The following is a 19,759-nucleotide window of genomic DNA, read 5'->3' on the forward strand; positions in this document are numbered from 1 at the left end:
TCAAGGAAATGAACGCGTCGCACTCGAAAAAGATGATCCTGATCGCCGCAGCCGCGATCGCGACGCCACTGAGCGGCTGTGTCGGCGCATCCGCCTCCAAGACTAAGGCTGTCTCGCCGCTTGCGCCACGTATCCAGGAACTGGTCGACGCCAATCGGCGCTATCCGCGCTGGGAGGACTTTCCGGCCGCGCCGACCGATCTGCCGCCGGTCACGCAGGTCGCGTCGAATGTGCAGCGTCTCCAGGGCGATAGCGCGACGCTGACCAGCGAGATCGCACGCATCGACTGGACGCTCGGCGACGCCGAGGCGCTCGCCGCCGAAACACGGGCGGCCGTGAACGCCATTCCGGTGTCGCCTGACGCCGTCCGAACCCAGGCGGATATCGAGGCCTTCGCTCAAAGCCTTCGTGACAGGGCCAAGGCTCCGCCGCCGCTCGACCGCCGCCCGACGCGATGACCGGTCGCGCGGGGGGCAGAATCCCGCGATAATGCGCTGATGGCAGACGACTGCGGCGCAAAGACCCTGAACGCATTCCTCGGCGTGTCTCGATCCCTGTCCGGGCGCGCCTGGCGTCAACGTCCGGCCGACGCCGCAACGACGCGCGCGCACATGCAGACCCTGAACTTGGAAGAACCGCTGGCCCGGGCCTTGGCCTCGCGGGGTGTTCGCGCCGACCAGGGCCAGGATTTCCTCACCCCGACCCTGCGCGCTCTGTTTCCCGATCCGTCCAGCTTTATGGACATGAACGCAGCGGCCGATGCGATTCTGAACGCGCTTCAGGCCAAGGCAAACATTCATGTCTTCGCCGACTATGACGTGGACGGGGCCTCTAGCGCGGCGCTGCTGGTGCGTTGGTTTCGGGCGATGGGCCACGAACTGTCGATCTATGTCCCGGACCGCCTCACCGAAGGTTACGGCCCCAGCGCCAAGGCCTTCGACACGCTGAAGGCGTCGGGCGCAGACCTGATCATCACGGTGGATTGCGGGGCTGCGGCGAACGAAGCCCTCGCCCATGCGGCCGCCATCGCCCTGAACGTTGTCGTGATCGATCACCACCTGATGCGCAGCGAGCCGCCGACGGCGTTGGCGGTCGTCAACCCGAACCGGCCGGGCTGCAACTCAGGTCAGGGAAATCTGGCGGCGGCAGGCGTCGTCTTCGTCCTTCTCGCGGCGCTGAACCGGGAGGGGCGGCGTCGGGGCCTGTTCGCCGAGAGGCCTGAACCGGACATTCGCCAGTGGCTGGATCTGGCGGCCCTGGGCGCCATCTGCGACGTGACGGGTCTGACCGGCTTCAATCGTGCCCTGACCGGCCTTGGCCTGAAGGTCATGAGCGACTGGCGTAATCCAGGTCTGCGCGCGCTGCTGACGGCGGCCGGCGCCGAACCGGGACCGGCCAAAAGCAATCATGCCGGTTTCATCCTGGGGCCGCGCATCAATGCCGGAGGACGCATCGGTCGCTCCGACCTCGGCGCACGGCTGCTGTCGACGGACGACCCGGCCGAGGCGGAGGCCCTGGCGATCGAACTCGATGCCCTGAATCTATCGCGGCGCGATGTGGAACGGGCCGTCACCGACGCCGCCATTCGTCGAGTCGAGGCGACCGGCGCCCATGCCGACGAGAGCGCCGTCGTCGTGGTCGCGGGCGAGGACTGGCATACGGGCGTCGTCGGGATCGTCGCCGGCCGTTTGCGCGAGCGCTGGCGCAAGCCGGTGATCGTCATCGGCGTCGATCCCGTGACCGGTCTTGGGAAGGGCTCGGGCCGGTCACAGCCAGGCATGAACCTGGGACGCGCGATCCAGGCGGCCTGGGAGAGCGGTATCCTTCTCGCTGGCGGCGGTCATGCCATGGCGGCAGGCCTGACGATGGACGGTGCGCGCGTGTCCGAGCTGACAGCCTTCTTGAACGAGAGACTCGCTACCGAAAGGGTCGAAGCTGTCGCACAGGACGTGCTTGAGATCGACGCCCTGATCGACCCAGCGGCGGCGACGCGCGATCTGTTCGAATCGTTCGAGCGTCTGGCCCCATTCGGCCCCGCCAACCCCGAACCCAGCTTCGCCTTGAGCGGGGTTCAGGCCCGCGAACCCGTCGCCATGAATGGCGGTCACGTGCGGTGCCGACTGGTCGGCCTGGATGGCGCTTCGGTCAAGGCCATCGCCTGGCGCTGCGCCGATCTGCCGACGGGCCAGGCGTTGCTGTCGGGGCAGGGCGGGCTGAGCGTCGTGGGCCGGCTGAAGGCTGACGACTGGAATGGCCGCAAGGGCGTGCAGTTCGAGATCGAGGATGTCGCCGATCCTCGAATGATCTGACGACGGCTTCAAAAAACTGAAAATCCACGCTTGCACGGCCCCGAGGGCGCGGCTATATCGCCGGCTCTCCCGCGCAGCGGTCCCTTCGTCTATCGGTTAGGACGTCAGGTTTTCAACCTGAAAAGAGGGGTTCGACTCCCCTAGGGACTGCCACGCGGGCAGGACGATGATTGAGCCTTTTGAGGCTCCCGAGAAACAGCCCCAATCAAGATTGCAAACGAACAGGCCGCCATTCACCGGCGTCCACGACGCGCGTCTGCGCGCCCCCCAAACGCAAGCTTCTGCATAGACGCGCATTTTCCGCTTTTCAAAATTTCGCGGAACGGTGTTAAATATAGAACGAGTCCGCTGGAGGCGCGGGCGGGGGTTTTTAAGTGTCTGACTTTAGAGAGACGGAAACGGCGCAGACCGTTCGCGTCACTGGGCGCGTGAAGTGGTTCGACGCCGTCAAGGGCTATGGGTTTATCGTCCCTGACGATCCGACCCTGACCGAAACGAGAGACGTCCTGCTGCATATCAGCAGCCTGCGCGATCTCGGCCGTGACGCGGCAGATGAAGGCGCGACCATCACCTGCGACTGCGTCAAGCGCGCCAAGGGCTGGCAGACAATCGAGATCCATGACCTGGGCGAGGGCGAAGCGACGCCCGCCGTGCGTCGACCCGTGACTTCGCCGCCGCCGCGGCCGGTCGCCGAAAGTGACGAACAGCTGGAGACCGCCTTGGTCAAATGGTTCAATCGGACCAAGGGCTACGGATTCGTCGTGCGTGATCGTGAGCCGGGCGATATCTTCGTCCACATCGAAACCCTGCGTCGCTGCGGCCTGGATGATCTGATTCCTGGCGATGCGGTGCGGGTGCGATTCGCCAACGGGCCCAAAGGTCTGGTGGTTGCAGACATCAGAACGGGCGACTGATCGAGCGCCCAGGAGAGGCGTATGATCAAGGCGACGAGACGTTTTGCACTGGCGGGCCTGGTTATGCTCGCTCTCGCAGGATGCGCGGCCAAGGCGCCTGTCGGCCCCAATGGCGAACCGCTCCAGAAGCTGGCCGTCGTGACCACGTCGGGCGAGCATCAGTTCTGGGTCGAAATCGCCGACGAAGAGCCCGAACGTCAACGGGGATTGATGTTCCGTCCGCCGCTCGAGGCAGACCGCGGCATGCTGTTCCAGTGGCCGGGCGAAGCACCGCGCGAGCAAAGCTTCTGGATGCGCAACACGCCGAGCTCCCTGGATATTCTGTATATCGATCCGCAGGGCCGGATCGTCTCGATCGCTTCGCACGCCACGCCCTTCTCCGAGGCGCCGATCCCTTCCAATGGCGCCGCCAACGGCGTCTTGGAACTGCGGGCAGGGCGGGCGGCCGAAATCAACGCCAAGCCCGGCGACAAAGTTTTACATCCTTATTTCAAGCCTTGATTGCGGATCGCCTCGCGAAGTGCCAATAGAGCGCTCCGTTCGGTCCGGGGTGTAGCGCAGCCTGGTAGCGCATCTGGTTTGGGACCAGAGGGTCGGAGGTTCGAATCCTCTCGCCCCGACCAACGGAAGGCCGCTGGATCATATGTCCAGCGCGCGTTATGGCAGGGTCACAGACCCCGCCGTCACTGAGGATTTCGCCATGTTGGCTCGCATCTACCGCCCGGCCAAAACTGCGATGCAGTCGGGCAAGGCCAAGAGCCGCGACTGGCGGCTGGAGTTCGAACCGGCGTCGGCGCGCACCATCGATCCGCTGATGGGCTGGACCAGCTCCACCGACATGAACGGCCAGGTTCGTCTGAGCTTCGAATCAAAGGAAGAGGCGATCGAATACGCCGAGCGTCACGGCATCGCCTTCCGTCTGCACGAGCCGAACGATCCGCCGGTGATCATCAAGGCCTATGCCGACAATTTCGCCACCAACCGCAAACAGTCCTGGACGCACTGACGCCTGACGTCTTGCCAGAGCGCCCATAGCTCAACCGGATAGAGCACCCGCCTTCTAAGCGGGATGTTGCAGGTTCGAGTCCTGCTGGGCGCGCCATCTCCGGCGCCTTCGAGGGGCTGATCCATGACCGACCATCAGACCTCGTGCGATCAAGCCGTCCGTGTCGCCGCACTCTACCGGTTCGCGCCGGTGGCCGACCCCGAAGCCGTACGCCAGACGCTTCAGGCGGTCTGCGACGCTGGGCAGGTGAGAGGGACCCTACTCGTCGCGCCGGAAGGTCTGAACGGCACCATCGCCGGATCAGAGGCGGCCATCGCAGCGGTGCTGTCCGCGATCCATGCCATGCAAGGCTTCGAGACGCTGGAACTCAAATACGCCTGGACAGACGCCCTGCCTTTCCACCGGATGAAGGTGCGCGTCAAACGCGAGATCGTCACCATGGGACAGCCGGATCTGGACCCTGCGAATCAGGCGGGAGTCTACGTTGCGCCCACGGACTGGAATGCCCTGATCGCCGATCCCGAGACCTTGGTGATCGATACGCGCAACGACTACGAGGGCGAGATCGGCGCATTCGAACGGGCTGTCCAATCTAATACCCGCAGCTTTCGAGACTTTCCCGACTGGTTCAGGAGCGAAGGTCGCGCCCTGCTTGAGCAGACCGGCGCCAAGCGCGTGGCCATGTACTGCACCGGCGGCATTCGCTGCGAAAAATCGACCGCCTTCCTGAAGGCCGAAGGCGTGGAGAACGTCCACCATCTGGAGGGCGGCATCCTTCGCTATCTTGAGACGGTGGATGAGGATCAGAGCCTATGGCATGGAGCGTGTTTCGTCTTTGACGAACGCGTCTCGGTCGGGCACGGGCTAAGCCAAGGTCATCATACCTTGTGTCGGGGATGTCGTCTGCCAGTGGACGAGGCCGGTCGTGCTTCGCCTCACTATGTCGAAGGCGTAAGCTGCGAGCGCTGTCACAACGCCCGCGACGAGGTCCAGCGGCAGCGATATGCCGAGCGGCACAGGCAGATGGAGATGGCCCGCGAACGCGGAGAAACGCATCTGGGAAAAGCCCAGACGGACTGAGATCGCCTCAACGACGGGGCGGGCGAGGGAAGAAGGCGCTGGTGCGGGCGGCATAGGCCTCGAACGCCTTGGGTCGCGACTGTCGCATATGCTCTTCCAGCAAGGGCACGCCGGACACTTGGGTCAGCAGCCAGTACATATAGGCTGGCCCTGTCAGCGCGAGCCAACCCCAGGGCCATTCACCGCTCAGGTTGATGGCGAACACAGGCCAAGCGCACCAACTTACCCATTCGAAGAAATAGTTCGGGTGGCGTGACCAGGCCCAAAGACCGACATCGCAGATTCCACCCTTGTTGGCCGGGTTGCGTTTGAAGGCCGCCAGCTGGCGATCGGAAACGGCTTCTCCAACCAGGGCTCCGACAAAAATCAGTGTCGCCACGGCATCTTGCAGCGTCAGGCCCGGCGCCGGGTTGCGCGCCGCCGCCATCACACTGAGCGCTAGGAAGGCGGCGGCTCCGGCTTGCAGCATCAGGAAGCCAAACATCTTGGCCTGAAAGCCGGCGCCCCAGTTCTCTCGCAGACGCGCGTAGCGAGCGTCCTCGCGCTCCTCGTGGGCGGCGCGAACAGCGATGTGGGATCCCAGCCGCAATCCCCAAAGGCCAATCAGAAGCGCTGCGAGATACTGGCGCAATGACGGAGCGGCGCCGTCGATCTGGAAGAGCGCGACGCCGACACCGGCCGCTCCCAGTCCAAGCGACCAGAAGGCGTCTGCCCAACCGCCCTGGCCGGTTCGTTTCTGAACCAGCCAGGCCGCAGACATGACGACAACGAGAAATAGGGCGGCGACACCCCAAATGGCCGCGAGAGCGGTCACAGGCGAACGAAGGGCTGGATCAGCTTGCCGACCCATCCATCCAGTTGAATCTGACCGTCAAGCGCGACGACGCACAGGCACGGCTCGTCCGACACCACACGGGGTTGGTGCAGCACCTCCGGATCCGCCTCTTCGAAATCCCCCACATCGAACCGCTCGGTTTCGGTCGCATAGGCGCCGGAGATGACACAGGTCAGCTCGACGCCGCCATGCGTGTGCTTGGGCGTCTCTCGACCTGATCCGATCTTCAGCAGAATGACGCGGCAATCACCATCCCGCGGCGCATGGACGTCACGCACGCGCATGCCGGGCCCGACCCAGCGCCATGGACCCAGCGCATAGCGTCGCAGCGGCTCGGGCAGCTCGGGCATGTCGTTCAGGGGCGCGATGTGCCTGGCATTGCCGGCATCCGTCTCGATCCGCGCCATCGCCAAGGCGAGCGCATCATTCGACAAGGGGGAGGGGGGCGTCTCGTTCAGGAACTCGCCGCCGACGGACTGCAGGTCGCGCACCCAGGCGTCATTGGCCGGCCGCATCGCCAGATGCGCCGCCATCACCACCGCCTCCGGCGGGCTGAGCGTGCCGGCCGCATAGGCCAGCAAACGTTCCTCGGAGGGATTGCGCTGAGGTTTCATCGCGCAGCCTCCTCAGACGGCGCGAGGATCAGACGAAGCTTGGTCATGGCGTTACGAATACGGGATTTGACGGTGCCGAGCGGCAGGCCCAGATGTTTGGCGATCTCGGAATGAGAGTTGTCCATGAAGAAGGCCAGACGCAGAACCTCGACATGGTCGGCGCTGAGCCGCGCCAGAGCGTCGCGCACGCGGTCCGCGTCTTGCGACATCGACAGCAGTTCATCGGGCCGGCGGACGTCGTCCCCCGCCAGCTCGATTTCGGGCGTCGGCAGGGGACGCGCGTCACGGCGTAGCATGTCAAGCCGACGGTTGCGAGCGATGGTGAAAATCCACGTGGCGGCGCGCGCCTTGGACGAATCAAACAGATCGGCCTTGCGCCACACGGTCAGCATGGCGTCCTGCGCGAAGTCTTCCGCCGCTCCGGGCGTCGCGCCCGACTTGATCAGCCAGGCCTTCAGCCGCGGTGCGAAATAGGCGAAGAGCGCAGCGAAGGCGTCACGATCGCGCCTCAGGGCGATCTGTTCGATCAGCCGATCGTGCAGCAGCGGATCAGGCAAGCTGTCGAGCGCCTTCACGCGGTTGGACCGACATGGCGTTGATGCGAAGGATAACGGCTCGGCATGCATGAACACTAATACGCTCAGCGGAAATGTCTGGATCAATCGCGATCCGAACATGACGGCGACCCGTAATCTGTTCATGCCGTAGCGATTGCGTTGCGGCGTATCTTTCGGAGTTTTCATGTCTCTGTCGTCCGCGACGCCCTGCGCCGAACGTCAAAAGATCGCTGTGGTCGGATCTGGCGTCGCCGCCCTGTCTTCGGCCTGGCTTCTGTCGAAACGCCATGACGTGACGCTTTACGAGAAGGGCGATCGCCTGGGCGGGCATTCGAATACGGTGATGGCCAGCGTGCCTTCTGGCGACATCGCAGTCGACACTGGCTTCATCTGCTTTAACGACGCGACCTATCCCAATCTTATAGCCCTGTTCGAGCATTTGGGGATCGCGACACGCGCGACGGATATGTCGTTCGCTGTCTCACTGGATGACGGACAGTTCGAATATGCCGCGCCAGGCTTGTTTGCTCAGCGTCGCAATGCCCTGCGTCCTCGCTTCTGGTCTATGCTGTGCGAAATCCTGCGCTTTTATCGCGACGCGCCAAAGGATTTGGCTGCGATGTCCGATACCTCGCTGACGCTCGGTGACTATCTAAAGCGGGAAGGGTTCAGCGAGGCGTTCCGCGACGATCACCTGTTACCTATGGCCGCCGCGATCTGGTCATCGCCGGCGCACACGCTGATGGACTATCCGGCCGAGTCCTTCATCCGCTTCTGCGGCAATCACGGCCTGCTGAAGCTGGTAGGGCGGCCGCTCTGGCGAACCGTCGAGGGTGGCAGCCGCGTCTATGTCGAACATCTCGCTCGTGCCATCCAGGACATTCGGCTGGACCACGGCGTCACTTCCGTGCGGCGTAGCGACCAGGGCGTCTTCGTTCACGACAGCCAAGGCGGGGTCGAGTGCTACGACCAGGTCGTGATCGGGTCCCATGCCGACCAGGCTCTGGCGATGCTGGCCGAACCGACGGCGCGCGAGAAGGCGCTGCTCGGCGCTTTCCGGTACAGCCGAAATCTGACAGTCCTGCATACCGACTCCGGGCTGATGCCGCATCGTCGTCGCGCCTGGGCCAGCTGGAACTATATCGGCGCGGACGACGGCCTCTGCGTCACCTATTGGATGAACCGTCTGCAAGGTCTGCCGGGCGACGACCTGTTCGTCACCCTGAATCCGCCGCGTCCGCCGCGCGCGGACACGATTTTGCGTAGCGAACTCTACGAGCATCCCATCTTCGATCCCGCCGCCATACAGGCTCAAAAGCAGTTGTGGAGCCTGCAAGGGCAAGGAGGCGTCTGGTTCTGCGGGGCCCACTTCGGTGCGGGCTTCCACGAGGACGGCTTGCAATCGGGGCTTGCGGTCGCGGAGCAGCTTGGCGGCGTGCGTCGCCCTTGGTCCGTCGCCAACGAAAGCGGGCGCATTCATTTGACGACGCCGATGGGCGCGCAGCTGGAACGCGCCGCGTGAAACTCAGCTCGGCCCTTTATCGCGGCCGGGTCATGCACCGACGCCTTCGCCCCAAGATCCATAAGCTGAACTATCGCGTCTTCTGGCTCCTGCTCGACCTGTCGGAAATCGATGATGTGGACGCGCGCCTGCGCCTGTTTTCGCGCAATCGGTTCAATCTTTTGTCTTTCCACGACAAGGATTACGGAGACGGTTCTGGCGCGCTGCGTCCTCAGGTGGATGCGTGGATGGCTCAAGTCGGCATCGACTTAAAAGGCGGAACTGTCCGCCTGTTAACCATGCCACGCGTCCTCGGATACGTTTTCAACCCGATCAGCATCTACTATTGCCATTGGCCCGAGGGACGGTTGGCCGCCATGGTGTACGAGGTGACCAGCACCTTCGGCATCCGCCACGCCTATGTCATTCCGATCCCGATCGAAGATCAGGCCGCAGGCGTCATTCGTCAGGGCGCAGCCAAGGCGATCTATGTGTCGCCATTCATGGGCATGGAGATGGATTACCAGTTCCGTGGCCATACGCCGGGCAATCGGCTCGACATGACCATCGACGGGTTAGATGCCGAAGGCGTGCTGATCACGGCCGCCATGGCGGCGAAGCGAGAACGTTTGGAAGATCGCAACATCGCCGCCGCGACAGCCGCGATCCCGCTGATGACGTTCAAGGTCGTCGCGGCTATCCATTGGGAGGCGCTGAAGCTATGGCTCAAGGGCGTCAGGCTGACACAGCAGCCTAGACCGGCAGACACGCCAGTGACCATTCAAAGCCAAGCTCAAGAGAGCCGTTTACGACCTTGAGCAGCCAGGTCACTCCGTCGCCTAAGATATATTATGTGAAGGCCGCCCAAGTTCGAAAGTTTTGCAGAGCTAGCTTGCCCTGGAGCGCAAAGCCCCGCAGCGCAGCTATCAAAACGCGCAGCAGCGGGGCTTTAAGCGGTCCGCATCCACCGCTTTTCGCTTGATTCAAACTCTGCCTTACGGGACATGCCGGCTACCTTGCCAGCATGTCTTTTCCTTGATGCATCTCGATCTTCCCGCGACCCTCACGGGTCCGTTCTGTGCCGATCATCGCGGATTACCTCGATACTGCTCGACGATATGGATCGACGTGCTGAACGGCCATCTCGCCCCAACAACTCGTAACCGATACGCCAGCGCTGCGAATAGTCTCTACCTGCAAGCGGCCGCGCTGGTACCGAGTGTTGATCTAGACGCCGTGTTGTTAGCGCCAGATTTCCCGGAGATTGAACGCGTCCTCTCAAGTAGCCTGCTGGCCCGACAAGCCGATCAGAATCTACGCCAATGGCAGCTGGCCTGCGGTTTCGCGTTTACCATTCTCGAAAACTTGGTTGGCGTCGATGACCTTGCAATGAAGCAACGTCTGAGGGTCATGCGCCAACGCTATGCCCAGTTGCGGATTCGTCCCAGGCGCCCTTCCAACCCGGGCCGTTCACTGCCTTCGCTAGTAGTCGAAGATCTCTACGAAATCTTTGATCCAACCTCTCACCGCAACCCTTTCCGAACCCCGTCCAATCGGTGGCGAAACACTCACTGGGCGTCGTCGCGTTCTCATCAGCGCAACGCAAGGCGATCATGGAGCAACTCGAGCTTCTGCGCCGTCAGCTTTCCCCAGAGGAGGAGGCGTTCTTCCAGTCCCACCCCTCAGAGCCGTTCTTCGTCAAGAACCTTGAAAACGTTCAGGGTGACGAGCGAGACGTGATCCTGATTTCGATCGGCTACGGCCCGACCACACTTGGCGGCAAGCCGCCGATGCGGTTTGGGCCGGTTGGCCAGGACGGAGGCGAGCGGCGGCTGAATGTCCTGATCAGTCGTGCGAAACGGCGGTGTGAGGTCTTCTCGTCCATGACTGACGAAGACATCGACCTAGAGTTTGCCTCGACACGGAAAGGCGTTTTCGCGCTGAAGCTCTTCATGCATTTCGCGCGCACGGGCCGGATGTCTCTTGCCGAATCCGTTGGGCGGGACACCGATACCGTGTTCGAGGCTCAAGTCGCCCAAGCGCTGCATGAACGGGGCTACCAGGTTCACCGTGATGTCGGCGTGTCCGGCCTATTCATCGATATCGCTGTGTCGGACCCCGATCAGCCAGATCGCTATCTTCTTGCCATCGAATGCGACGGACCGTCGTATAGCAAGGCCCGGTCTGCGCGAGACCGTGACCGTCTGCGACGCAGCGTTCTCGAAAGCCAAGGTTGGTTCGTCCACCGCATCTGGAGCGGTGATTGGTTCCAACGTCCCCAGGAACAGTTGGAGCGGGTTGTCGCTGCTATCGAAGCGGCGAAGGTTGAGTTGGCTCGGGACGAGCATTCGCAGGAGCGCTTGCCTGCCTACGAAATCGTTTCGGTCGAGCGCGAGACGGTCACCGAAATGGGGCTGGCGGGCGTAGAGGAAACCCATGCGCTCTCCGTCCCCTACGTCGAAGCAGAGCTGCTGAGACCAAGTCATCTTCTCGGGGACCTCCACGAAGCGCCCACCGGAGTGCTCTCACAGCTGTCGGAAAAGGTTATCGCGACAGAAGGCCCAGTCCATTTCGACGAGATTGTTGCAAGGCTGCGTGGCGCATGGGGGCTAGGCCGGGCAGGGTCGCGGATCCGAGACGCTATACAACGGGCATTGGATGTTTCGCAAAGACAGGGCCGGGTGCTTGAAGACGGCGGGTTCTACAGTCAGCCCGGCTCGCCCGTGATCGTCAGAGACCGTAGCGGCGCTATTTCTCCCACGCTTCGCCGTCCGGAAATGTTGCCGCATGCCGAGATCGAGACCGCCCTGCTGAGCGTGGTGTCGAAGAATTTTGGTGCCACCGAGGATCAGGCGGTTCAAGCCGTTGCGCGAGCCTTTGGGGCGAAGTCCACATCGGCGCAGCTCAAGGATTTGATCTGTGCGGTTTTGAACTCAGCAGTGGAACGAGGCGTGCTCGCGCGGCGTGACTCGTTGATTGATGCGGGGCCGAACGCCCCGAAGCTGGAACGAGAGCCTCAGAAGCTGCCGATCGAACTGCTTGTCGCCCAGGGCGAAGGTGTGATGCTTGAGTTCAAGGAAACCTTGCGCTGGGATTTGCGTCAGGGCGTCCTCAACAAGAAGATCGAAGACCAGTCGCTGAAAGCCATTGCAGCGTTCACCAACTACAAGGGTGGAACTTTGCTGATCGGGGTGCGTGACGACGGGACTGCGCCGGGTCTTGATCCCGACCTCAACACGGTCGGCGCAAGTCGGGACAAGTTTGTTCTTCACCTCACGAACCTGATCAAGCACCGGTTCTCGGAGAGCTTCAGGGCCGGCTGCGTGTCGGTGTCCTACCCGGTGATCGACGGCAAGCTCATCTGCCGAGTGGACGTCAAACGCTCACGCAAGCCTGTGTATTTGAAGATCGCAGATGGAGCGGGAACGCCGACAGACCGACTTATCGTAAGAGCGGGAGCTTCGTCCCCCGAAATTCCGCTAAGCCAGATCGCGACCTATGTTCGCGAGCATTTTGAAACCTGATGGGGAACCGCATTTATGGTCACCGGCCATAGATGCGGTTGCATGCTGCATGTGCGCTTCATGGCATGGGTAATTCGCCTCAGAGCAGACTTCGCGAACCGCCCCTTTGAGTCAAAAGCGGCGCTTGGAAGCGAATGTCTGAAAAGCGCCAGAAGCGGACGTTGGCACCCACGCGCAAAGCGGACATCCTATCCGTTCGGGGGCCGATGTTGTTTCCCGTGCCCTAGTGGTATCGGCGAGCTGTCCAAATGGGTTCCACCCACTCTGTGATCAAGCTTCTGAAGGAGCGGTTCTCACGATCAGGCGGAACGCTAAGCTTCGATGTCTTGATCCGTGATCTCTCCATACTTCTTCAGGACGAGTCCCTCTTGAGGATAGTCAGATCCTTCTGGATTCAATCTCCCCCTGAGAGTCAAACACGCGATCAGACGTGGATGTCGATGATCGACCGGATCTCTATCCGTCTGCAATCCTTGAGACATCTGATGACCTGCCCCACCCTTCGTAGCTGCCGCGCCGAAGCTCAGGCAGCATCGGTGGCGGCCACCACCTGAGATTTTATGTGTAGGGGCAAAGTGTGTCCTGCCTTGGTCAGCCTGACAGCACGCTTCAGCCCGTGCAGGTTAATCCGACAACGCTCATGTCCGGGCTGACCGAAATAGACTCATGACGACCGCAGCAGCAGCGAAACACGCTGCCGCAGCGACGTAGAGGCCTCGGATATCGAAGCCCACCTGTTCCAAAATGAGGGCGGCGATCGGGGCCATCGCCTGAGGTAAGGCGACCGCCAGATTGTTGAGGCCCATATCCCGACCACGATTGTCTTGTGTGGGAAGGGCATCCGCCATCAAACCCATTTCCACGGATCCATAGGCCCCTTGCCCCAAACCGTAGATCGCGAAGGCGAAAACCACGACTGTCCATGACGGGGAGATCGCCAAGGCAACGGTCGCCACACAAAGGGCTACCGCTCCCGCCAGAGCAATGGGTTGCCGCCGCGAAATACGCGTCCCAACAATCGCCAGTAAACTAGCGATGATTACGACACTCACGAAGGCGACGCCCGTCAGCACGGCATGTGACCGTTCCGGACTACGCCCTGGCCATCCAACGGCATCGGTGACGAAATACAGCAGGTAAGTGCTGACGAGAGCATAACCGGTCGCAATCAGGAGGCGAGCAGTCCAGACCGTCGCGAAATTGCGGGATTCGAACGGGGCTAGCAGATGTCCGGTCCTGCCAGAGTAGGCTGACGGCGCACTGCCTTGTCGTTCCGAAGACGGCTCGTCGAAAACGATGAGGAAGAAAGCGGCCGCACCGATAAGAATACCCGCCAGAAGCGCTAATCTGCCGGGTTCGTGCTGCGGACCGAGCGCCATCAGACTGGAGCCCAGAGCGACAGCGAGCGGATACGACAGTCCCAGCATCGCCGAGACTGTACTTCTCAGCAAAATCGGTACGCGATCCGCAAACACAGCTGAGAGCGGAGCCATGAGCACGTTGAACGCAAGTTGAAATCCGACCAAGGCCCATACGAATTCGTCCGGCGTCGACGACCGCCATATGCCAACGTAGCTTAAAACCGTCAGCACCGCTCCGAGCGCAATCCAAGGTCGGCGACGCCCAAACCGCGAACGCGTCCGGTCGCTGATCGCGCCCATGGCGATATTCGCCACGGCGGCCGTGATCGCGCCCCAGACCATGGCCCGGCTAAGGATTTCCGTTTTACCTCGGGCGTCAAGAGCGGCGGCGTGGAGCGGAGCGACGATTTGGAACAGGGGCGCTAGACCGATGAAGGCGGCAAGGAACAGCACCAAATACGCCGCCAACACCAGAGACGTGCGACGGGTTTGAGAACGGTTGGAAACTTCACCCTCCTCCATCGAGCGGCGCCGCCTCTATGGCACGTGGCCCGACGCGCTTGCTAGCGCGATCATCGCGTCATCCGGTGTGAGTAGCTGCAACAGAATGCGATCAGCAAATCACTTGTGACAACGCTGTCAGATGCTAGGGTTTTTGCGAGGATCGTGCGGCACGTCGGCGTATGGGCGTCGCTCATGAAAGTGCACAGGCCTTGAGGGAGGTTGGGGTGAGAAAGAGATCGAGCGCGAGCGTCGCGGCCGTGGCCCTGGCGGCCGCCTTCGGTGCGGCACAGGCGGAGACGGAGACCAGCGCCGTCCGGATGAGCCAGATCGGGTTCGAAACCCAAGGGCCGAAGACGGCAACGGTCGAGGATCGGGCCACCCGCCCCCTGCCTTGGCGCGTGGTGGACCCGGCGGGCGCTAACGTGGCCCAAGGCACGTCCAAGGTCTTCGGCCAAGACGCCGCCTCGGGCCAAGCCGTGCATACGGTTGACTTCCAATCTCTGCAGACCGTTGGCGAAGGCTATCGGCTGATCGTGGGATCGCACGAGAGCCGCCCCTTTTCGATTCAGCAGCATCCGCACGCGCGACTGAAGTACGACGCCCTGGCCTATTTTTATCAGAATCGAGCGGGTGTGCCGATCCTGGCGGATCATGTCGCGCGGCCGGATCTGGCGCGTGCGGCCGGGCACCAGCACGAGGTCGCGGCCTGCTTCTCGGGCGCGGACACGGCCGGCGTGGTCTGGCCCGGATGCGACTATACGTTGGACGTCACCGGCGGCTGGTATGACGCCGGCGACCACGGAAAATACGTCGTCAACGGCGGCATCTCGGTCTGGATGTTGTTGAACGCCTATGAACGCGCCACGGCCAAGGGCGGCCCCGGCGCAAGCGCCTTTGCGGACGGCAAGGTCGACATTCCCGAGGCCGGAAACGGCGTCAACGATCTGCTGGACGAGGCGCGTTACGAGATCGAGTTCCTGCTGAAGATGCAGATTGCCGACGGCGTGAAGCTGAAGGTCCCGGTCGGCGCCCAGGTGCCGGGTCAGCCGCTGACCCTGACCGAGATCGACGCCGGCGGCATGGTCCATCACAAGGTGCATGATGCGCAGTGGACGGGCCTGCCTATGGCCCCGGCGGACGATCCACAGCCGCGCCTTCTGTATTCGCCCAGCACGGCCGCGACGCTCAATCTCGCTGCAGTCGGCGCCCAATGCGCGCGGATCTGGCGTGACATCGATCCGGCCTTCGCGCGCCGATGTCTGACGGCGTCGCAACGGGCCTTCCGCGCGGCGCTGCGCAATCGCGACGTTCGGGCCGGAGAGAATTTCGCCGGCGGCGGCGCCTATGGCGACAACGACTTCTCGGACGAATTCTATTGGGCCACGGCCGAGCTTTTGGCCACCACGCGCAATCCGGCCTATCTGACCGCGCTGAAGACCTCGCCCTATTATCTGGGCGGACCGCTGTCGGGCAAAAGCGCGACTGGCGATCCGGGCTTTTCTTGGACGGCGTCGCTGGGATCGCTGACGCTGGCGACTGTGCCGGACGTTCTGCCGCCAGAGGATCTGGTCACCGTGCGCGCCAACATCGTGGCGGCGGCACGCGCCTATGTCGACGCCGGCTATGGTCAGGGCTACGGCCTGCCGGTCGCGGGCGAGAAATACGAATGGGGTTCGAACGGCGCCTTGATGAGCCGGGCTGTGATCCTAGGCTCTGCGTTCGACTACACCGGCGACTGGAATTTCCGCAACGCGGTGATCTGGTCACTGGACTATGTTCTCGGCCGCAATCCGATGGATCGATCCTATGTGACCGGCTATGGTGATCGTCCGGTCCAGAACCCGCACCATCGCTTTTGGGCGCATCAGGCCGACCCTGCCTATCCCCTGCCCCCGGCGGGCGCCCTGTCGGGCGGGCCAAACAATCAGGCCATGATCGACGACGTGGCCAAGACCCTGGTCGGCAAGTGCGCGGCCCAGACCTGCTGGGCCGACGACATCAACGCCTATGCCCTGAACGAAGTGGCGATCAACTGGAACGCGCCCCTGGTCTGGGTCGCCGCCTTCATCGACGATTACTGACGGGATCGATGGCCTAGATCGAGGCGCCGAGCCGCCCGTCCCGATTCCGTGGCGGGCGTGCGGTCTTCAGGCCTTGGGCACCAAAAAGGACGTCTGGGCCAGATCGTGATCGGCCTCGTTGACCTGCCCCAGTTCGCCCCGCTCTCTCGCCTTCCTGCCGTAAACCCACTCGAACAGGGGTGAGGCCATCAGGGTGGTGATGATTGCCATCAGCACCAGGATGGAGAANCAGTTCGCCCCGCTCTCTCGCCTTCCTGCCGTAAACCCACTCGAACAGGGGTGAGGCCATCAGGGTGGTGATGATTGCCATCAGCACCAGGATGGAGAACAGGGCCGGGCCGATGACGCCTTTTTGCAGGCCGATGTTGATGATGATCAGTTCCATCAGACCGCGCGCGTTCATCAGAGCGCCGATGCCCATGGCCGTGGCGTTGTCCTGACCGGTCAGGCGCGCGGCGGCCCAGCAGGCGCCGCCCTTGGCCAGGATCGAGCCCAGCAGGATGACGAAGGTCACGGTCAGCAGCCCCAGGCTGTTGACCATGGTCAGCTGTGTGTTCAGGCCTGAGAAGGTGAAGAACATCGGCAGCAGCACCAGCACGGCGAACGGTTCCAGCTGCCGCTTGACCTCGTCGCTTAAGAGACCGCGCGGCATGGCGACGCCCAGGATGAAGCCGCCGAAGACGGCGTGAATGCCGACCGCGTCCATGGCCCAGGCGCTGAGCATGAACAGGATCAGCACGATCCCCAGCACGGTCGGGCTGAGCCGCCCTTCCCGCTCGACGATCCGGCCCAGCGGCGCCAGCAGCTTCGGGCCCAGCGTCAGCATGAACAGGGCGAAGGCGCCGCCTCCAGCGATGGCGGTCACCGCCACCATCGGCCCGGCGCCGAAGCTGGCCAAAACGATGGCCAGGACGCACCAGGCGCCGGCGTCGTCGATGGCGCCGGCCGCCAGCGACAGCGAACCCAGCCGCGTGCCGCTGAGCCCCCGCTCATGGATGATGCGCGCCAGCATCGGGAAGGCGGTGATCGAAATGGCCGCGCCCATGAACAGCATGGCCTGCCAGGTCTGGATGCCCTGCCCGAACAAACCCTCAGCGACCAGCCAGGGCGCAATGGCGACGGCGACCAGGAAGGGCGCCGCCATGCCCGCCAGCGACACGGCGGCCGCGCTTTTCGCATTGGCCCTGAAGTGATCGCGACGGAAGCCCAGCCCGACCAGGAACATGTAGAGGCCGACGCCCAACTGGGCGCCGACGAACAGGATCGACCGCGACTCCTTGGGGAACAGGGCCGCCTGCAGATCGGGCGCGAACAGGCCGAACAGCGATGGGCCCAAGATCACCCCGGCGATCATCTCGCCCACCACCTGCGGCTGGCCGAGGTAGCGTTTGGCCAGCCAGCCCACGATGCGGCAGGCGGCGATGATGATCGCCATCTGCAGGAAGAAGGCCACGCTCAGTTCAGCATTGGTCATGCGGCCGGTTCCCCCCTTGGCGAGCGCCAGCCTACTGCGTCGGACAGACGGCGTCGCCCTCGTTCGACGCCAGGCGGATATCCTCGACGGTGACCGCAAAGTCGGCAGCGGTGCGCAGGCCCCAGGGTTGGTCGACGGCGGCGATGTCGGCGCCACGGTCACGTAGGCACGACAGGCGCACCTTCAACGTGCGCCATTCGCCGACGGGGGCTGCGCCGATCAGGCCGGAGATGTCGACCGAACCGGCGCCCAGGGTCAGGAACACCGGTCCCTTGGGTCGCGCATCGACGCGGTAGCGGAAGGCGATGGCCATCTCGCCGTTCGACTGGCGCGTCAGATCGACCGGCTGCGCCACGATCATCGCCTGGCCGCCGCCTTGCGAGAAGATCAGGGCGCGGGCCGACTCCTGGCCTGCGCCGTCGGTGGCGCGCGCCGACACGCCGCCGCGCGGACTGGCGCCGCTCTTTTCAGCACCCAGACGGAACTCGCCGCCCGCGTCGCGCAGCATCAGCGACCAGGGAGCCACGAAGCGGCCATCGACGAAATAGCGATCCAGATTGCTGCCGGACCCGACCACGCCGCTGTCTTCGGACAGGGCGCCGACGCGGGCGTTGCGTGCGTAGGTCAGGCCGTAGCCATAGGCGAACTGCGGGTCATAACCTGGCTGGCCCACGTTCAGCGGCTCGCCCCTGGCGGTCTTGGGCCAGCTGAAGGACAGGGTTCCGGTAAAGTCGTTGCGCGGCTTGCCCGCCGCATCGCCGACCAGCACATCGGCGATCCCGCCGCCCTCCGTGCCCGGCAGCCAGGCGGCGACGAAGGCGTCGGAGGCGTTGATCTCAGGGTTGGTCCACATCGGGCGGCCCGACAGGAAGACCGACACGGTCGGAATGCCCGCCGCCTTCAGGCGCTTCAACGTCTCAAGCGGTTCGGTCGGCAAAAAGTCCAGCGTGTCCACATCGCCCTGGAACTCGGCATAGGGGGTTTCGCCGAAGACGACGATGGCCACGTCGGGTTTCTGGGTGAAGGAGCCGTCCGCGCTGAGCGTCGCCTGACCGCCGCCGACGGCGACCGCCTCGCGGATGCCGGCCCAGATCGACTGGCCGTTGAGGAAGTCAGCGTTCGAGTTGCCCGTGCCTTGCCATGTCAGGGTCCAGCCGCCCGAGGCCTGGCCGATATCGTCGGCGTGACCGGCGACCAGCACCCGCGCGCCCGAGCGGATCGGCAGGACCGAGCCCTCGTTCTTCAGCAGCACCAGCGACTTGCGCACCGCCTCCCTCGCTAACGCCCTATGTTCGGGCGAGCCCAGTTCGTTCAGATGACCCTCGACCGGGCGGCTGTCGTTGAACAGGCCGGTCTTGACCTTCACGCGCAGGATGCGACGCACCGCCTCGTCCAGGCGCGCCATCGGGATTTCGCCCGACTTCACCTGGGCCAGGGTCGAGGCGTAGAGCGGCTTCCAGCTGTCGGGCGCCATGAACATGTCGATGCCGGCGTTGAAGGCCAGCGCGCAGCTTTCGTTCGAACAGCCCGGCAGCTGGCCATGGGCGTTCCAGTCGGAGACCACGAAGCCGTCAAAGCCCAGCGGGCCGCGCAGCACGTCGGTCAGAATGGTCTCGTTGCCCGAGTGTTTGACGCCGTTCCAGCTGGAGAAGCTGGCCATGATCGACAGCACCCCGGCGTCGATGGCCTGGGGATAGCCGGACAGATGGGTGCGGATCAGCTCCTGTTCCGATCCTGCGAAGTCGCCCTGGTCCTTACCGCCCGTGGTGCCGCCGTCGGCCAGGAAGTGTTTCGCAGAGCCAGCGATGTGGCCCGCGGCCAACGGACGATCGGCCGACAGCGCGCCTTGCAGGCCGAGCGTCATCGGACCGGCGTAGCTTTTGGCGACCTCGGGGTTCTCGGCATAACCTTCATACGTCCGGCCCCAACGGTCGTCCTGCGGTACGGCCAGGGTCGGGCCAAAGGTCCAGTCGGCGCCGGTCACAGCGACTTCCAGCGC

15 protein-coding genes, 3 tRNA genes and 1 pseudogene are annotated in these 19,759 nt (G+C 63.6%); 13 read left to right on the top strand and 6 right to left on the bottom strand.

Annotated elements, in window-relative coordinates:
• Window positions 1-32 precede the first annotated feature (32 nt).
• The 9 genes from ASF81_RS13145 (at window position 33) to ASF81_RS13185 (ending at window position 5,309) form a co-directional block, all read left to right on the top strand.
• A complete protein-coding gene (locus ASF81_RS13145) occupies window positions 33-458 on the top strand; it encodes a hypothetical protein (protein WP_200932968.1) in 426 nt (141 codons plus the stop codon).
• Window positions 459-497: 39 nt separating this feature from the next.
• Window positions 498-2,309: a single-stranded-DNA-specific exonuclease RecJ gene (gene recJ, locus ASF81_RS13150; protein WP_055809257.1), complete on the top strand. Its 1,812-nt coding sequence runs from the start codon at window positions 498-500 to the stop codon at window positions 2,307-2,309.
• 78 nt (window positions 2,310-2,387) lie between these two features.
• Window positions 2,388-2,462, top strand: a tRNA-Glu gene (locus tag ASF81_RS13155).
• A gap of 221 nt (window positions 2,463-2,683) precedes the next feature.
• The gene (locus ASF81_RS13160; RefSeq protein ID WP_045811719.1) at window positions 2,684-3,223 is read left to right on the top strand and encodes a cold-shock protein; all 540 of its coding nucleotides are present in this window, start codon (window positions 2,684-2,686) and stop codon (window positions 3,221-3,223) included.
• Between the two features lie 21 nt (window positions 3,224-3,244).
• The gene (locus ASF81_RS13165; protein ID WP_055809260.1) at window positions 3,245-3,724 is read left to right on the top strand and encodes a DUF192 domain-containing protein; all 480 of its coding nucleotides are present in this window, start codon (window positions 3,245-3,247) and stop codon (window positions 3,722-3,724) included.
• A gap of 45 nt (window positions 3,725-3,769) precedes the next feature.
• A tRNA-Pro gene (locus ASF81_RS13170) sits at window positions 3,770-3,846 on the top strand.
• Between the two features lie 77 nt (window positions 3,847-3,923).
• The gene (locus tag ASF81_RS13175) at window positions 3,924-4,229 is read left to right on the top strand and encodes an ETC complex I subunit (RefSeq protein WP_039245189.1); all 306 of its coding nucleotides are present in this window, start codon (window positions 3,924-3,926) and stop codon (window positions 4,227-4,229) included.
• A 19-nt stretch (window positions 4,230-4,248) separates the two neighbouring features.
• A tRNA-Arg gene (locus ASF81_RS13180) sits at window positions 4,249-4,325 on the top strand.
• Between the two features lie 27 nt (window positions 4,326-4,352).
• Window positions 4,353-5,309 carry a rhodanese-related sulfurtransferase gene (locus tag ASF81_RS13185; protein ID WP_055809264.1) on the top strand — a complete coding sequence of 319 codons (957 nt, stop codon included), beginning with the start codon at window positions 4,353-4,355 and terminating at the stop codon, window positions 5,307-5,309.
• A gap of 7 nt (window positions 5,310-5,316) precedes the next feature.
• Here ASF81_RS13185 and ASF81_RS13190 read toward each other — a convergent pair whose 3' ends face one another.
• Genes ASF81_RS13190 through ASF81_RS13200 form a run of 3 tightly spaced genes read right to left on the bottom strand, consistent with a single transcriptional unit; the run spans window position 5,317 to window position 7,501 of the window.
• Window positions 5,317-6,123: a DUF1295 domain-containing protein gene (locus ASF81_RS13190; RefSeq protein WP_082503572.1), complete on the bottom strand. Its 807-nt coding sequence runs from the start codon at window positions 6,121-6,123 to the stop codon at window positions 5,317-5,319.
• Complete coding sequence (locus tag ASF81_RS13195) at window positions 6,120-6,758, bottom strand: ChrR family anti-sigma-E factor (protein WP_055809270.1); 639 nt, start codon at window positions 6,756-6,758, stop codon at window positions 6,120-6,122. Before ASF81_RS13195 ends, ASF81_RS13190 begins: the two co-directional genes overlap by 4 nt.
• The gene (locus ASF81_RS13200; RefSeq protein WP_235559368.1) at window positions 6,755-7,501 is read right to left on the bottom strand and encodes a sigma-70 family RNA polymerase sigma factor; all 747 of its coding nucleotides are present in this window, start codon (window positions 7,499-7,501) and stop codon (window positions 6,755-6,757) included. Before ASF81_RS13200 ends, ASF81_RS13195 begins: the two co-directional genes overlap by 4 nt.
• On the opposite strand from ASF81_RS13200, the gene ASF81_RS13205 reads away from it, so the two are divergent.
• The 3 genes from ASF81_RS13205 to ASF81_RS13215 all read left to right on the top strand — a co-directional run bounded on the left by ASF81_RS13205 (window position 7,500) and on the right by ASF81_RS13215 (window position 12,340).
• The gene (locus ASF81_RS13205; protein WP_055809275.1) at window positions 7,500-8,837 is read left to right on the top strand and encodes an NAD(P)/FAD-dependent oxidoreductase; all 1,338 of its coding nucleotides are present in this window, start codon (window positions 7,500-7,502) and stop codon (window positions 8,835-8,837) included. The two genes, ASF81_RS13200 and ASF81_RS13205, sit on opposite strands and share 2 nt — an antisense overlap.
• Entirely contained in the window at window positions 8,834-9,634 is an 801-nt protein-coding gene (locus ASF81_RS13210) for a DUF1365 domain-containing protein (RefSeq protein WP_156363273.1), read from the top strand. Before ASF81_RS13205 ends, ASF81_RS13210 begins: the two co-directional genes overlap by 4 nt.
• A gap of 738 nt (window positions 9,635-10,372) precedes the next feature.
• A complete protein-coding gene (locus tag ASF81_RS13215) occupies window positions 10,373-12,340 on the top strand; it encodes a DUF3320 domain-containing protein (RefSeq protein WP_156363275.1) in 1,968 nt (655 codons plus the stop codon).
• A gap of 638 nt (window positions 12,341-12,978) precedes the next feature.
• Here the strand turns inward: ASF81_RS13215 and ASF81_RS13225 are convergent.
• Entirely contained in the window at window positions 12,979-14,223 is a 1,245-nt protein-coding gene (locus ASF81_RS13225; protein WP_082503573.1) for an MFS transporter, read from the bottom strand.
• Between the two features lie 206 nt (window positions 14,224-14,429).
• On the opposite strand from ASF81_RS13225, the gene ASF81_RS13230 reads away from it, so the two are divergent.
• Window positions 14,430-16,286 (top strand): glycoside hydrolase family 9 protein, encoded by a 1,857-nt coding sequence (locus ASF81_RS13230; RefSeq protein WP_235559369.1) that lies wholly within the window; start codon window positions 14,430-14,432, stop codon window positions 16,284-16,286.
• Window positions 16,287-16,515: 229 nt separating this feature from the next.
• Here ASF81_RS13230 and ASF81_RS13235 read toward each other — a convergent pair.
• Both ASF81_RS13235 and ASF81_RS13240 read right to left on the bottom strand, forming a co-directional pair.
• A pseudogene (locus ASF81_RS13235) lies at window positions 16,516-17,760 on the bottom strand (cation:proton antiporter); the annotation flags it as partial.
• Between the two features lie 31 nt (window positions 17,761-17,791).
• Window positions 17,792-19,759: exo 1,3/1,4-beta-D-glucan glucohydrolase (locus ASF81_RS13240; RefSeq protein ID WP_055809323.1), on the bottom strand; the 1,968-nt coding region annotated here is incomplete at its 5' end.

This window comes from Brevundimonas sp. Leaf168, from assembly GCF_001423685.1.
Lineage (GTDB): Bacteria > Pseudomonadota > Alphaproteobacteria > Caulobacterales > Caulobacteraceae > Brevundimonas > Brevundimonas vesicularis_C.